This is a genomic window from Anaeromusa acidaminophila DSM 3853, from assembly GCF_000374545.1.
In the GTDB taxonomy this organism is placed as follows: Bacteria; Bacillota; Negativicutes; order Anaeromusales; family Anaeromusaceae; genus Anaeromusa; species Anaeromusa acidaminophila.
On sequence record NZ_KB894606.1, the window covers coordinates 37,216 to 51,096 of the forward strand.

The 13,881-nt window shown below is 50.0% G+C and carries 14 protein-coding genes, 5 tRNA genes, 1 pseudogene and 1 other annotated feature; of the genes and pseudogenes, 19 read left to right on the plus strand and 1 reads right to left on the minus strand.

The window, feature by feature from the left end:
- Window positions 1-94: 94 nt before the first annotated feature.
- From C508_RS0115055 to ispF, 3 genes and pseudogenes are all read left to right on the plus strand, one after another.
- Complete coding sequence (locus tag C508_RS0115055) at window positions 95-1,228, plus strand: PIN/TRAM domain-containing protein (RefSeq protein ID WP_018704403.1); 1,134 nt, start codon at window positions 95-97, stop codon at window positions 1,226-1,228.
- A 3-nt stretch (window positions 1,229-1,231) separates the two neighbouring features.
- Window positions 1,232-1,894 (plus strand): annotated as a pseudogene (ispD, locus tag C508_RS21035) (2-C-methyl-D-erythritol 4-phosphate cytidylyltransferase); the annotation flags it as partial.
- 48 nt (window positions 1,895-1,942) lie between these two features.
- Complete coding sequence (gene ispF / locus C508_RS21040; protein ID WP_245257874.1) at window positions 1,943-2,401, plus strand: 2-C-methyl-D-erythritol 2,4-cyclodiphosphate synthase; 459 nt, start codon at window positions 1,943-1,945, stop codon at window positions 2,399-2,401.
- A 56-nt stretch (window positions 2,402-2,457) separates the two neighbouring features.
- On the opposite strand, the gene C508_RS0115065 is transcribed toward ispF, so the two are convergent.
- Complete coding sequence (locus tag C508_RS0115065) at window positions 2,458-3,015, minus strand: rubredoxin-like domain-containing protein (RefSeq protein WP_018704405.1); 558 nt, start codon at window positions 3,013-3,015, stop codon at window positions 2,458-2,460.
- Window positions 3,016-3,255: 240 nt separating this feature from the next.
- Here C508_RS0115065 and gltX point away from each other — a divergent pair, with 240 nt between their 5' ends.
- The 16 genes from gltX to C508_RS0115145 all read left to right on the plus strand — a co-directional run.
- The gene (gltX, locus tag C508_RS0115070) at window positions 3,256-4,719 is read left to right on the plus strand and encodes a glutamate--tRNA ligase (protein ID WP_018704406.1); all 1,464 of its coding nucleotides are present in this window, start codon (window positions 3,256-3,258) and stop codon (window positions 4,717-4,719) included.
- 46 nt (window positions 4,720-4,765) lie between these two features.
- Window positions 4,766-4,972, plus strand: a binding site (T-box leader).
- A gap of 22 nt (window positions 4,973-4,994) precedes the next feature.
- Entirely contained in the window at window positions 4,995-5,699 is a 705-nt protein-coding gene (gene cysE, locus C508_RS0115075; RefSeq protein WP_280641790.1) for a serine O-acetyltransferase, read from the plus strand.
- Window positions 5,696-7,138, plus strand: coding sequence for a cysteine--tRNA ligase (gene cysS, locus C508_RS0115080; RefSeq protein ID WP_018704408.1), 1,443 nt, complete (start codon window positions 5,696-5,698; stop codon window positions 7,136-7,138). The genes cysE and cysS overlap by 4 nt, the downstream gene beginning before the upstream one ends.
- Window positions 7,135-7,611, plus strand: coding sequence for a Mini-ribonuclease 3 (locus C508_RS0115085; RefSeq protein WP_039797597.1), 477 nt, complete (start codon window positions 7,135-7,137; stop codon window positions 7,609-7,611). The genes cysS and C508_RS0115085 overlap by 4 nt, the downstream gene beginning before the upstream one ends.
- Complete coding sequence (gene thyX, locus C508_RS0115090; protein WP_018704410.1) at window positions 7,602-8,282, plus strand: FAD-dependent thymidylate synthase; 681 nt, start codon at window positions 7,602-7,604, stop codon at window positions 8,280-8,282. Before C508_RS0115085 ends, thyX begins: the two co-directional genes overlap by 10 nt.
- Window positions 8,283-8,294: 12 nt before the next feature.
- A complete protein-coding gene (locus C508_RS0115095) occupies window positions 8,295-9,230 on the plus strand; it encodes a PfkB family carbohydrate kinase (protein WP_018704411.1) in 936 nt (311 codons plus the stop codon).
- Between the two features lie 8 nt (window positions 9,231-9,238).
- A complete protein-coding gene (rlmB, locus tag C508_RS0115100) occupies window positions 9,239-9,973 on the plus strand; it encodes a 23S rRNA (guanosine(2251)-2'-O)-methyltransferase RlmB (protein ID WP_018704412.1) in 735 nt (244 codons plus the stop codon).
- Between the two features lie 201 nt (window positions 9,974-10,174).
- The gene (gene sigH, locus C508_RS18845; protein ID WP_018704413.1) at window positions 10,175-10,903 is read left to right on the plus strand and encodes an RNA polymerase sporulation sigma factor SigH; all 729 of its coding nucleotides are present in this window, start codon (window positions 10,175-10,177) and stop codon (window positions 10,901-10,903) included.
- 230 nt (window positions 10,904-11,133) lie between these two features.
- Window positions 11,134-11,595: a BREX-3 system P-loop-containing protein BrxF gene (gene brxF, locus C508_RS18850; RefSeq protein ID WP_018704414.1), complete on the plus strand. Its 462-nt coding sequence runs from the start codon at window positions 11,134-11,136 to the stop codon at window positions 11,593-11,595.
- A gap of 109 nt (window positions 11,596-11,704) precedes the next feature.
- Window positions 11,705-12,514, plus strand: coding sequence for an undecaprenyl-diphosphate phosphatase (locus C508_RS0115115; RefSeq protein ID WP_018704415.1), 810 nt, complete (start codon window positions 11,705-11,707; stop codon window positions 12,512-12,514).
- Window positions 12,515-12,682: 168 nt separating this feature from the next.
- Window positions 12,683-12,758: transfer RNA gene (locus tag C508_RS0115120), tRNA-Thr, on the plus strand.
- Window positions 12,759-12,777: 19 nt separating this feature from the next.
- Window positions 12,778-12,862 (plus strand) — tRNA-Tyr (locus tag C508_RS0115125).
- A 7-nt stretch (window positions 12,863-12,869) separates the two neighbouring features.
- Window positions 12,870-12,945: transfer RNA gene (locus tag C508_RS0115130), tRNA-Met, on the plus strand.
- 10 nt (window positions 12,946-12,955) lie between these two features.
- A tRNA-Thr gene (locus C508_RS0115135) sits at window positions 12,956-13,031 on the plus strand.
- A gap of 8 nt (window positions 13,032-13,039) precedes the next feature.
- Window positions 13,040-13,116: transfer RNA gene (locus tag C508_RS0115140), tRNA-Met, on the plus strand.
- A gap of 154 nt (window positions 13,117-13,270) precedes the next feature.
- Window positions 13,271-13,881, plus strand: a 611-nt coding sequence (locus C508_RS0115145; RefSeq protein WP_018704416.1) for a GTP-binding protein, incomplete at its 3' end; no start/stop codon positions are given.

Sequence of the window (13,881 nt, forward strand, 5' to 3'; positions counted from 1 at the left end):
TGGCGATATTTTAGCAAGCCAAAGGAGGGCGTTCTATTGTTGTGGCAACATGGCATAAGAAATAGATGCAATAAACGAGAAAGGAGGCGAAAGCATGCTGGATAGAGTGTTGCGTTTTGTAATTACCGGCTTGGGCGTGATCGCAGGCCTTTTGACTATGGCGGAGTGGATTAATCAGGTGCTGGCGGTGTTGGTTAGTGCGGAAGTGTTGCGCATGGGCTTGTTCGGCAGTACGCTGGCTACAATTTTATCTTTGCTGGCCGGCGCATTTGTGGGCGGCTTGCTGGGCTTTTTGCTATCGCCGCTTTTAGTGCGTTATTTGTGGCGCATTAACGACTGGGTAGAAGCGCGGTTGAACAAGATGCCGTTAAACGATGTATTGGCGGGAGCGGCTGGTTTATCCATCGGACTTATACTTTCTAACTTAATTAGTTCTTCTTTTTTACCGATTCCGATTATTGGGAAATACATTCCTATCGTTTTGAGTATTTTTTTGGGCTATTTAGGTATGAATATTGCTGTGCGCAAGCGGGATGAGTTAGGCTTTTTGGTGTCTTATTTGCCATGGCTGAGTAAAGGAGAAAAGGCGCCCAAACAGCAGGTGCCGCAAGCAGATGTTTGTGCGCCGAAGATTCTTGATACAAGTGTCATTATTGACGGACGTATTGCAGATATTTGTCAAAGCGGCTTTGTAGAGGGCCGGCTATTGGTGCCGATTTTCGTCTTGGAAGAGCTGCAGCATATTGCGGATTCTTCAGATCCTCTAAAACGCAATCGAGGCCGCAGGGGGCTTGATATCTTAAATCGTATGCAGAAGGAATTGGGGCTGGCGGTGCAGATTGATAACCGCAATTACGAAGAAATTGCGGAAGTGGATTCGCGGCTAATTCAATTGGCAAAAGAAACCAGCGGCAAAATTTTAACCAATGACTTCAATTTGAATAAGGTTGCTGTGCTGCACGGGGTCGCCGTTTTGAATATTAATGAGCTGGCCAATGCAGTCAAGCCGGTAGTGCTTCCTGGCGAAGAAATGCATGTGCATTTGGTGAAGGATGGCAAAGAATTCGGCCAGGGAGTGGCGTATCTCGACGACGGCACGATGATTGTTGTCGACGGCGGGAAAAAGTATGTAGGAGAACATTTGGAAGTATTGGTAACGTCGGTGCTGCAGACTGCGGCGGGACGCATGATTTTTGCTAAGTTAAAGAATGGAGAAAGAGGCGCTTAAAGCATGAATATAGCTGTTTTGGCTGCGGCAGGACAGGGACGGCGCATGGGCGGGGGGAGCAATAAGGCTTTTCTCCCGCTTCTTTCACGTCCTATGCTTTTGCGCAGTGCGCAGGCTTTGTCGGCCAGCAAGAAAATTGACGAAATGATTATCGTAGCGGCGCCGGAAGAAGAAGCTGAGGTCAGGCGCATCCTGTCGCAGGATGCCAGGTTAAAGCCATGGCAGATAGTAGCTGGCGGCAGTGAAAGACAATATTCCATTGCGAATGCCCTTAAGGCTCTGCCAGATGGAACGAATTATGTGGCGGTGCATGACGCGGCGCGGCCGCTGGTGCTGTCGGAATCGGTCGATGCCGTAGTGGAAGCGGCGCAGCGGCTGCGGGCGGCTGGCTTGGCTGTTCCTGTTAAGGATACAATTAAAGAAAGTAATACAGAGGGGTGTGTAGTGGCGACTCCCCCAAGGGAACGCTTATGGGCTATGCAGACGCCCCAAGTATTCGAAGCGGCGTTGTTGCGCCAGGCCTACGATCAGGCTGCGGCGGAAGGATTTTTAGGGACCGACGACGCTTCGTTGGTAGAGCGCTTGGGAGTATCTGTGCGTTTGGTTCAGGGCGAGTACAGCAATCTAAAGGTCACGACTCCAGAGGATGTGATCGTGGCGGAAGCTATATTGCAGCAGCGCGGGGGGGAACGGCAAGTGGAGTGGAGAACAGGCATGGGCTATGATGTGCACCGCTTGGTGCCGGGACGCAAGCTGATTTTGGGCGGTGTAGATATTCCGCATTCGCTGGGCTTAGACGGTCATTCTGATGCAGATGTATTATTGCATGCTTTGAAGGATGCGCTCTTAGGCGCGGCGGGCCTGGGTGATATTGGCCGTCATTTTCCGGACACAGATGAACAGTATCGCGGCATTTCTAGCTTGCTGCTGTTGGAGAAGGTGCAGACTTTGCTGGAACAGGCAGGCTGGGCGGTCAATAACGTAGATGTAACCGTGGCGGCGCAAAGGCCCAAACTGGCCCCGCATATTCCGCAAATGGTTAAAAACGTAGCGGCGGCGCTGAAAGTCTCTGAAGAACGCATCAATATCAAGGCCACCACAACAGAAAAACTGGGCTTTGTAGGAACCGAAGAGGGCATGTCCGCTTATGCGGTGGCTATGCTTAGAAAATAGAAAAAGACGCTAAAAACCCCCTGCGCCGAAGGCGCAGGGGGTAGAGTATCTTCAGCTTATCCTGGCAAAAATGAATCGAACATAGGGGAGCCTACGCGTCCGAGATAAATGGCGCAGCCGGTGCTGACTAGGCTAAGAACGATTAAAGCAACTATATTAGAGGGGGAAAAGCCATTGGCTAAGTAAAGCCAGAGCATTAGGCACGATAGGCCTTGAAAGACGGCGCCCACGAGTATTTTGCTTTTTAAAATAGGCGTTTTAACCGTTTTGAAGCGCAATTTGCCATCGTACAGCCCGGTGATAAAGCCGAAGAATACCGAAAATGGCAGAGCGATCAAAGATATTTTTGCTACAATGAGAAACTCATTGCGCAGTGGCTCGGCAACAAGAAAAGAAAGGCCTAGCATGGAGACGATGAGCGCCATGAAAACCTGAGGGAAGTGTACGGCAATAGGATGAAAATGTTGATCGAGCAGAAATTTTCGTTGAGGTGAAATTTTTTTGGTATACGGCTCGAATACGGTTTTGGGCAGATTGCACGCTGGACAAACATCTTTTAAATGGCTTTCATCCATGATGTAACCGCAAGCTTTGCATCGGATGTAGGTTTTCATAGGAATCCCCTCCTTTGTTTCTGCCTTGTTTACTGGGAACGTTATATAAGGAAAATTCTTTGTGACGATCTATTTTCCTGCAAATAATTTCTTCATACTTGAAATTATTTATAGAGCGGAAAACGGAGCTTGAAATCATAAAACTGTACGTGAAAAGGAATGGCTTTTGCACAAACGAGAGGAATCTGCTATCATAAAAGAATAATTTGGCTTAAAAGGACGTTGTTGGAGGGAATTTTGATGGTAGAGAAAGAAATTCGGCTGCGTTTTGCGCCGAGTCCTACAGGACCGTTTCATATCGGCGGCGCTCGTTCCGCGTTGTTCAATTGGCTGCTGGCCCGCAAGCACGGCGGCAAGCTGGTGCTGCGTATTGAGGATACGGATTTGGAGCGTTCCACCAAGGAGTCGGAGGAAAATATTAAAGCGGCTTTGCGGTGGCTGGGGATGGACTGGGATGAAGGGCCGGAAGTGGGGGGGCCTTACGGGCCTTACTATCAAACGCAGCGTTTGGATATTTACCGGCAGTATACGGAGCAACTTTTGGCTTCCGGCCAGGCATACCACTGCTATTGCACGGAAGAAGAGCTGGAAGCGGAACGTCAGGCGATGTTGGCTAAGGGAGAAACGCCCCGCTACGGCGGACGCTGCCGTAATCTTTCGGAAGAAGAGAAAAAGGCTATGGAAGCCGCTGGACGCAAGCCGGTAGTGCGCTTTCGCGTTCCTGAAGGACAAGAAATTGTTTTTCAAGATATGGTTCGTGAAACAGTCCGTTTTGAATCGTCCGGCGTAGGTGATTTTGTTATCGTCAAATCAGACGGCATTCCCGTATATAACTATGCTGTAGTCATTGACGACATGTTGATGAAAATTACCCATGTTATTCGGGCTGAAGAACATTTGTCCAATACGCCGCGCCAATGGCTTCTTTATAAAGCTCTTGGTTTTGAAGCGCCGCAATTTGGACATATTTCGCTGATTTTGGGTAAAGATCGCTCGAAGATGAGCAAACGTCACGGTGCGACTTCGGTGGACCAATATCGCCAACTTGGCTATTTGCCGGAAGCCATTGTGAATTTCTTGGCTCTTCTGGGTTGGGCGCCTCCTGGAGAGGAAGAACTTTTTACCAGCCAGGAGTTGATTGAAAAATTCTCTATGGATCGAGTGGCGAAAAATCCAGCCGTGTTCGACGTGGACAAGCTAAACTATATTAATGCTTGCTACTTGAAGAAGCTGACCTTGGCGGAACTTACCGACTTGGTGCTGCCGCATCTGATCAAGGCTGGTTATGTACAGGAGTCACTGAATGAAGAGCAGCGAGCCTGGGTCGAGCAGATGGTAGAAGCCTTGCGGGATTATATCAGCTATGGCGCGGAAATTGTCGAACATGCGGCTGTTTTCTTTCAAGATGAGATTGACTTTGAAAACGAAGATGCTCACGAAATTTTGCGTGATGCCGATGTGCCTCCAGTAATGGACTTGTTTAAGACGAAACTGTTGGCGTTGGAGACCGTAGATGCGCCTGCTGTGAAAGCCTTGCTGAAAAGCATTACGAAAGAATTGAAGCTGGGTGGTAAAAAGGTATTTATGCCGGTGCGCGTAGCCTTGACCGGGTGTATGCACGGACCAGAGCTCATTCATATTGTACCGCTGATTGGGCGGGAACGTACGTTGGCTCGGATGGAGCGCATGTTGGCAAAAATCTGATTGACAGCGGTGCCGGAACGGGATATACTGCAGGCAATACGAATAGATGACGGCGAAGAACGGAAAAAGTACGCAGAAACGTCCTTACAGAGAGTGGATGCCTAGGTTGAGAGCATCTGCAGGCAGCGGTCAGCGGAAATGCGTCCGGGAGCTGGGGAGAGCTAAACTCTTCACGGGTGCGCCCGTTATTGCGCTTAGAGGGATGGCAAGTGCTGTCCAAGCAGAGTGGAACCACGGAACCACCGTCTCTGTCAGGAGATGGTGGTTTTTTTACGTTGTTTTTTAGAGTAGAGAAAGGAAGAAAATTCATGTTCAAACGCATCAAGCAAGATATCCAAGTTGTTTTTGAACGCGATCCGGCTGCGCGGAGCGTGTTAGAGGTCCTTCTGTGCTACTCCGGCCTGCATGCGATTTGGATGCATCGAATTTCGCATCGCTTGTTTTTGAAAGGCTGGATTTTGGCAGCGCGTCTGATTTCTAATTTTGCCCGCTTTTTAACAGGCATAGAAATCCATCCTGGTGCAACCATTGGCGAAGGTTTGTTTATTGACCACGGCACAGGCATTGTTATTGGCGAAACCGCTGAAATCGGCGATAATGTCACCTTATATCAAGGCGTTACTCTTGGCGGAACAGGCAAGGAGAAGGGAAAGCGCCATCCTACGGTGGGAAATAATGTAGTTATTGCCAGCGGCGCGAAAGTGCTGGGCTCATTTAAGGTAGGAGATAATTCTAAAATCGGCGCTGGTTCGGTAGTTCTCAAGGAAGTTCCGCCCAATTCGACTGTAGTGGGCATTCCTGGCCGCATTGTTTGGCATGAAGGGCGTCGGATTGACAATAACCAGACCGTAGATCTTATTGATTTGGATCATAACGACTTGCCGGATCCGATTGTAGAAATGATGATGTGCATGCAGCGCAATATGCACCGTATGGAAAAACGTCTTGGCGAATTAGAAGAGGAGTTGAAGAAACAATGAATTTGCGTGTGTATAATACCTTGACTAAACAGAAAGAAGCCTTTGTTCCGATAGAAGAAGGAAAAGTTAAAATGTATGTTTGCGGCGTTACGCCGTACAATCATCCTCATATTGGCAACGCTAGGCCATTTGTGACCTGGGATGTCATTCGCCGCTACTTGGAGCATCAAGGCTGGGAAGTGATGCATGTGCAAAACTTCACCGATGTGGATGATAAAATTATTCGGACCGCCAATGAAGAGCAAGTACCGTGGCATACTATTTCCGAGCGCTATATCGCCAGCTATTTTGAAGTGATGGATAAGCTGAATGTGCGCCGGGCGGCGATCTATCCTAAAGTATCTACGCACATGCAAGAGATCATCGACATGGTAGCCAAGCTGGTGAAAGACGGTTTTGCCTATGTCGTTGACGGCGATGTGTATTATGCGGTGGAAAAGTTTGAGGATTACGGCAAGTTGAGCGGCCGCTCGCTGGACGATATGAAAGCCGGCGCTCGGGTCGAAGTAGACGAACGCAAACACCATCCCATGGATTTTGCATTGTGGAAAAGCGCCAAGCCAGGCGAGCCTTCGTGGGAAAGTCCGTGGGGGGCGGGACGGCCTGGCTGGCACATTGAATGCTCGGCCATGTCGCATAAATATTTGGGTGAACAGTTTGATTTTCATGGCGGCGGCAGCGATTTGATTTTCCCGCATCATGAAAACGAAGTGGCCCAGTCGGAGGCCTTTACAGGGGTAACTCCTTTTGTGCGCTATTGGCTTCATAACGGCTTTATTACGGTAAATCAGGAAAAAATGAGCAAGTCTCTGGGGAACTTCTTCTTGGTTCAGGATATTTTGGCGCATTATGCCCCGGAAGTGCTGCGCTTTTTCATTCTCTCCACTCACTACCGCAGTCCTTTGGACTTCAGCGACGAACGCCTGACCGAAGCGGAACGGGCTTTAGAGCGCTTAGCTACAGTGAAACGCAATTTGGCGGAGCTAGCGGCTGCTGCGGCGACGGACTGTGGCGGCGCTGGCGCTGATCAACTGTTGGCGGCGGCGCAGAAAGCGAAAGAAGAATTTTTCGCAGCCATGGATGATGATTTCAACACGGCTTTAGCCATTAGTACGTTCTTTACCTTCGGTAAAGAAGTTAATTCGTATCAGACGCTGATAGCTTCAGGCAAAGAAGCGGTTTCTAGCAAAGCGGTAAACGAAGCGACGGCTCTCTTTGCTCTGCTGGAGGACGTGCTGGGCATTGTGCCTGCGGCGACGGAAAGCGCAGGCGAAGATAACGGTCTGGTAGACGGCTTGATGGAACTGGTGCTGGAACTGCGGCAGCAGGCCCGGCAGAATAAGGATTGGGGTACGGCGGATCGTATTCGGGACGCTTTGCAGGAGTTGGAGGTTGTCATTGAAGATTCTCCGCAGGGAACGCGGTGGAAGCGCAAATGAAATTTTCGCAGTTTCAGTTTTTAAAAGAGCGCTTGCTTCAAGACGCCGGGGGCGAACCGGCCTTGACTGAGGCGGCTCATCCTTTGGTTTTGGCGTATGTAGGAGACGCATACTACACTCTTTATGTAAGACTGCGTCTGCTTGAAAAAGAACAGCGCCAGGTGCGGGTGGTGCACGAAGCGGGTATGCGGTTGGTTTCGGCTGTATATCAGTCTAAAGCCTATGAGGCGTTGAAAGAAGACTTAACAGAAGCGGAAGGAACCGTAGCCAGAAGGGGGCGGAACACGAAAGCCTCCGTGCCGAAAAGCGCCAGTGTCAAGGAATACCGCCAGAGCACGGCGTTAGAGGCTTTGTTTGGCTATTTACTGCTATCCGGGCAGGAGGAACGCCTGGAGCAATTGGCGAAGCAATCTTTTGAGATTGCTTTTGCCGCTTTGCAGGCCGGAAAGGAAGGAAAAGACGAATGCAAGTAAAATTGATGCAATATACTCCGGAACCGGAACGGACGGTAGCCATGGCGGCCCGCCTGTGCTACTCGGCTGTCGGCGCAGAGGAACTGGCGGAGAAAATGAGCCAGTCTCAAGTGGCAGGCCTTGTGAGCAAGATTGTCGAGCTGGGGCATTTGTCAACGTTGGAACATGTAAACTTTACCTTTGCAGTGGAGGGAATCTCAAGGGTTTTGAGCCACCAATTGGTGCGTCATCGTATTGCTTCCTACTCGCAGCAGTCGCAGCGTTACGTGGGAGAACATGATTTTGAAGCCATTGTCCCGCCAACCATTGCGGCGCGTCCGGAAGCTGCGCAAAAGTTTACGGCCTTGATGGCGCAGATACGCACTGCTTATGAAGAATTGACCGACTTGGGGGTTCCTAAAGAAGATGCGCGGTATGTGCTGGCTAATGCAACGGAAACAAAAGTGGTCATTACCATGAACGCTCGTACGTTGTTACATTTTTTTTCGCTGCGTTGCTGTATGCGGGCGCAGTGGGAGATTCGGGCGATGGCGGAAGCGATGTTGAAAGAAGCGCGCCAGGCGGCGCCGCTGCTTTTTGCTAAAGCAGGGCCTACTTGCCTATCGGCCGGCTATTGCAGTGAAGGCAAAATGAGCTGCGGGCGGGCCAAACCGTTACCGGCGCAAAGTTAAGGAGGCTGAGCAATGGGAACTGTGGCCGTAGTTGGCACTGTATTTGTTGACTGTAAAGGCTTTGCGCAAAAAGCCTATAATCCCCAAGGGCGCAATTTGGGACACATAGAGTTTTTTCATGGCGGCGTGGCGCGAAATGTCGCGGAAAATTTAGCGCATTTGGGAACGCAAGTACGTTTTGTCAGTACCGTTGACGAAAGCGCTCTAGCGGAGGACGTATGCAGCCGCCTGCGGGCTGCTGGGGTTGATATGCAATGCGTACCGGCAGTAGGCCGGGGCATGGGAATGTGGCTGGCTGTTTTGGGGGCGAATGGCGATCTCTTGGGATCTATTTCCCAGATGCCGGATTTAACGGCTCTGAGCGAGCTGATACAAGAACAGGGAACTGCGTTGCTGGAAAAGACGCAGCATGTGGTGCTGGAGCTAGACTTGAATGCAGCCTTGACGCTGCGGGTGCTGGAATTGGCCGCAGAGCAAGGGGTGCCGGTGCATGGTATTCCGGGCAACTTGTCTGTTATTTTGGAAAAACCCGATATTTTGCCGAAGTTAGCTTCCTTTATTTGCAATGACGTTGAGGCAGGCAGACTGCTGAAGCGGGAATTGTCGGTGCTGGAACCGGAAGAAATCGCCCGATATCTTCGCGCGTACGTGGACGCCCAGGGGCTGCAGTCCATGGTCATTACGCTGGGCGCTCGAGGGGCGGTTTATTATGATGCAGTGCGCCAAGACATGGGATATCAGCCTGTCTTTAGGACCGATGTGGTTGATTCCACCGGTGCTGGGGACGCCTTTTTCTCCGGCACGGTCTATGGCTTGGCTGCGGGAAAACCCTTGGGGCAGGCAGTTGTCTGCGGTACCCAGGTTGCGGCTTGGACCATTGCGTGCGCAGAAAACACCTGCCCTGATTTGCCGAAAAGAAAAGGAGCTTCGGCGCTTTTTAGAAAGTGAGGACTACAATGGAAGATGTGATTGCCGGACGTAACAGCGTTGGTGAAGCGCTAAAAAGCGGTCGGCCCTTAAATAAACTGCTCATCGCCAAAGGTGAGCGACAGGGTTCTCTTAGAGAATTAGCGGGAATGGCTAAGGATAAAGGCATTTTGGTGCAGGAAGTCGAGCCGCAGCGTTTAGCGCAGCTGGCTCCAGGACAGCGGCATCAAGGCGTAGTGGCGATGGCCTCGCCGGTAGAGTATGCGGAAGTGGAAGATATTTTAGCAGCGGCTGAAGCTAAAGGAGAAGCTCCTTTGATTGTGGTGCTGGATGAACTAGAGGATCCGCATAATTTAGGAGCTGTTTTGCGTAGTGTTGATGCTGCCGGTGCTCACGGCGTCATCATACCTAAGCGCCGTAGCTGTCCGTTATCGACAACGGTAGCCAAAACGTCCGCCGGCGCGGTGGAGTATGTGCCTGTTGCCAGGGTGGCCAATTTAGCGCAGACTCTGGATAAGTTGAAAAAAGCGGGCGTTTGGGTTGCAGGCTGCGACATGGATGGCATGGAAAATTATTTTGAAGCCTCTCTTAAGGGACCGCTGGCGTTGGTAATCGGCGGTGAAGGAAGAGGCCTGGGACGTCTTGTTAAAGAACACTGCGATTTTTTAGTGCGAATTCCCATGCAGGGACATGTGAATTCGCTGAATGCGTCGGTAGCCTGCTCGCTGGTTTTATATGAAGCGGTGCGGCAGCGGCTGCAATAGGGCGGTTTGCAGATGCAGTCTTGCTTGACGCTGGCCGCAGGAATACGGTATAATTTTTTTACTGGTAGAAGTGCGGTTATTGATGAGGGATTATTGTAGGGCACGCCCTCGAAACACCTTGAGCAGTCGTCGCCAGAAACACCGTTAGGTTAGATGGGAAGGCTCGAATGAAGGAACAAGGAAAAACTGGGGGGCGATCGCATGCGGTTTCATTCGCAAAATGATTTGTACGGCGTATTCGAAAATATGACCGACGAAGAAATCGTCATCGATGCAAAAGAAAAAGAAAATTCCATTGCACTTGACTTTCTAATCAATAAATACCGGAACTTCGTAAGAGCCAAGGCCAGATCATACTTTTTGATTGGCGCGGATCGCGAGGATATTATCCAGGAAGGCATGATTGGTTTATATAAGGCTATTCGTGATTTTCGCGGCGATAAGCTGTCGTCGTTCCGGGCTTTTGCAGAACTTTGCGTTACCCGCCAAATTATTACGGCGATAAAGACCGCTACGCGGCAAAAACATATCCCGCTGAATTCCTACGTTTCTCTAAATAAACCAATTTATGACGAGGATTCCGACCGGACGCTGCTGGATGTGCTTTCTGGTTCGAAAATTTCAGATCCGGAAGAACTTGTAATCAGCCGGGAAGAGTTCAGCGACATTGAAGAAAAAATGGGCCAGATTCTAAGCGACTTGGAATGGAAAGTTCTTATGGCGTATTTGGACGGCAAGTCTTATCAGGAAATCGCCGTAGAACTGGATCGTCATGTGAAATCGATCGACAACGCTTTACAGCGGGTCAAAAGGAAACTGGAACGATATTTGGACAATCGAGGTGAAGATGGGGATGCCATAAGCCGCACCCTTCCGACACGGGAGCTGGGCGTGGAATTTTTGGGACCTGATTTTCGCGATAAGACATGAACCTGGCTCCCCGACTGGGGAGCTTTTGCTTTGCATCTCTTTTGCTAGGAAGGAAAGGGTTTTCTTGCGAGGTTGTCGAACGTAGACCTATAAATGTATGAGCAGGAACTTTGAATTTTAGGAACTTCACAACAGGGATTTGTAGAAAAAGAAAAGACCAAATTGACAGAGTGCGGTAGAGTGAAGAACTGTTGAAATAGGTCGGTGAATTAAAAAAAGGGGGAAATAAGATGGCCATTGTACAACAAATTGTGGAATGTGTTCATGATGCGGCCCAAACCACGGATAAAATGGTATTGCTCATCGGCGCTCCTGGCAGCGGGAAGAGCAAGATTTTGCGAGAACTAGCCAGTATGCGCGGTTGGAAATATGTTGAAGGTAAAGAGATATTGCCGAAGGAATGGCGGCCGACGGCGCATGCGTCGCGGCAGGCGGAAGCGGTGCGGACGACAACCAAGGCGTTGGCCGCACTGGAAGCAGAGGTAGTGCTGCTGGATAATATGCGGAATTTTTTTGCCGCCGAACTGGACTTGCAGCCGGTAGAATTGCTGCGGGCGATTAGCAAAAAACAGACGTTATTGGTGGCCTGGCCAGGAGAATACCATGAGGGTGTGATTTCGCACTTGCGGGGCGCAACTGGCGAGCGTTTAGAGTATCCTTTGACCGATATTACGGTCATTCAAATCGATTAAAAATCCTAAAAAGTGCGGCGGAAGCCGCGCTTTTTATTTTTGTGTCGTTGACGGTGGATTCGATGAAGGGTAATATAAGGTGGTATTCTTACAACAAGGAGGCCTTTTTGTGGAAAATTTGCTTATTGCGGTGCTCATTGGCGTGGTGGAAGGGGTTACTGAATTTTTACCGGTTTCGTCGACTGGGCATATGATTTTAGCGGGCCATTTGATAGGATTTGAAGGCGAAGTGGCCAGCGTCTTCGAGGTGTTTATCCAACTTGGCGCTATTTTATCGGTACTGTTTCTCTATCGGGAGAAATTTGCAGCTATGATGCCGCGCAAGGGGAGAAGAAGCGGTTTTCGCTCGAATTTGCAGTGGCAGCACGTTGCCGTAGGCATTGTGCCGGTTATGGGGGTAGGTTATCTCTTGCACAAGGCGATAAAAACCTACTTGTTTTCTCCCTTTACCGTTATTATCGGCTTGGTAGTGGGCGCCATTTTGATGTTGGCAGCTGAAAAATGGGCTCAACTGCGTCGGCCTAAAACGCGTGATGTAGATGAAATAACCTTGATGCAAGCCTTTTGGGTGGGGCTGTTTCAAATTTTATCTCTTTGGCCTGGCTTTTCACGCTCTGGTTCTACCATTTCTGGAGGATTGTTTGTAGGGCTCAGTCGTAAAGCAGCTGCTGATTTTTCTTTTATTATTTCCGTGCCTCTAATGTTTGTGGCATGTATTTATGATTTGCTGAAAGTATGGGGACAGTTGAATGCGGATCATTTGGTTATGATTGGCGTTGGTTTTGTTACGGCCTTTGTAGTAGCCTATGCTTCAGTAGTATGGTTTTTGCGCTTTTTGAATCAATCAACGTTGGCTTCTTTTGCGTATTATCGCTTTGTATTGGCAGCGGTGAGTTATTACTTCTTTTTCGTCAGTTGAAATTAGTATGAAATTAAGTCTTTACAAGCGCCTGGAGACGTGATAATATACATAAGCGTCGAGCCGGTGATGGTCCTGGCCTTCGAAACCGCAGCAAGAAAAAAGCGGTTGACAGGGAAAAGGAAATGATGTACAATCAATTTCGTCACTGAGGGGCGCGGCAGAAACGCTGGCGTAGCTCAATTGGCAGAGCAGCTGATTTGTAATCAGCAGGTTGGGGGTTCGATTCCTCTCGCCAGCTCCAAAATTCCATATTGTACCGTGGAGAGGTTCCCGAGTGGTTAAAGGGAGCAGACTGTAAATCTGCCGGCTCTGCCTTCGAAGGTTCGAATCCTTCCCTCTCCACCACTAATGACGCGGGGTGGAGCAGTTGGTAGCTCGTCGGGCTCATAACCCGAAGGCCGCAGGTTCAAGTCCTGCCCCCGCAACCAATGGTTTGACGCTGATGTAGCTCAGTCGGTAGAGCGTATCCTTGGTAAGGATAAGGTCACCGGTTCAAATCCGGTCATCAGCTCCATAATATTAGGCGGCGTAGCTCAGTTGGCTAGAGCATGCGGTTCATACCCGCAGTGTCCGGGGTTCGAGTCCCTGCGCCGCCACCAGTACTGGCATGAAACCGCGTAATCGCGGTTTTTTCTTTTTTTCTCAAAAGCAGCAGGATTTTCCACTGCCAGAGCGAAAAAGAATAATCGTACTTTCGCTAAGTAAGGCTAAGTAAGCTGGCGAAAACTCTTTTTAAAGGAGAGAAGTAGAAGAATGGCAAAACAAAAGTTTGAAAGAACCAAACCCCATGTGAACATTGGTACCATCGGTCACGTTGACCATGGCAAAACGACTCTAACCGCAGCCATCACAAAGGTGTTATCCAAAACCGGTGGCGCTCAGTTTATGGGTTACGACATGATCGACAAGGCTCCGGAAGAGCGCGAACGCGGTATTACGATCAACACCGCCCACGTAGAGTACGAGACGGCTAACCGTCACTACGCTCACGTGGACTGCCCCGGCCATGCTGACTATGTTAAAAACATGATTACCGGTGCTGCGCAGATGGACGGCGGCATTCTGGTGGTAAGCGCCGCTGACGGCCCGATGCCCCAGACCCGCGAGCACATCCTGCTGAGCCGCCAGGTTGGCGTGCCGGCGCTGGTTGTATTCTTGAACAAAGCTGACATGGTTGACGATCCGGAACTGATGGAACTGGTGGAAATGGAAGTTCGCGAACTGCTCTCGAGCTACGAATTCCCCGGCGACGACATCCCGGTCATCAGCGGTTCCGCGCTGAAAGCGTTGGAAGGCGAAGCAGAGTGGGAACAGAAGATCCTTGATCTGATGGCGGCTGTTGACAGCTACATCCCGACTCCTGA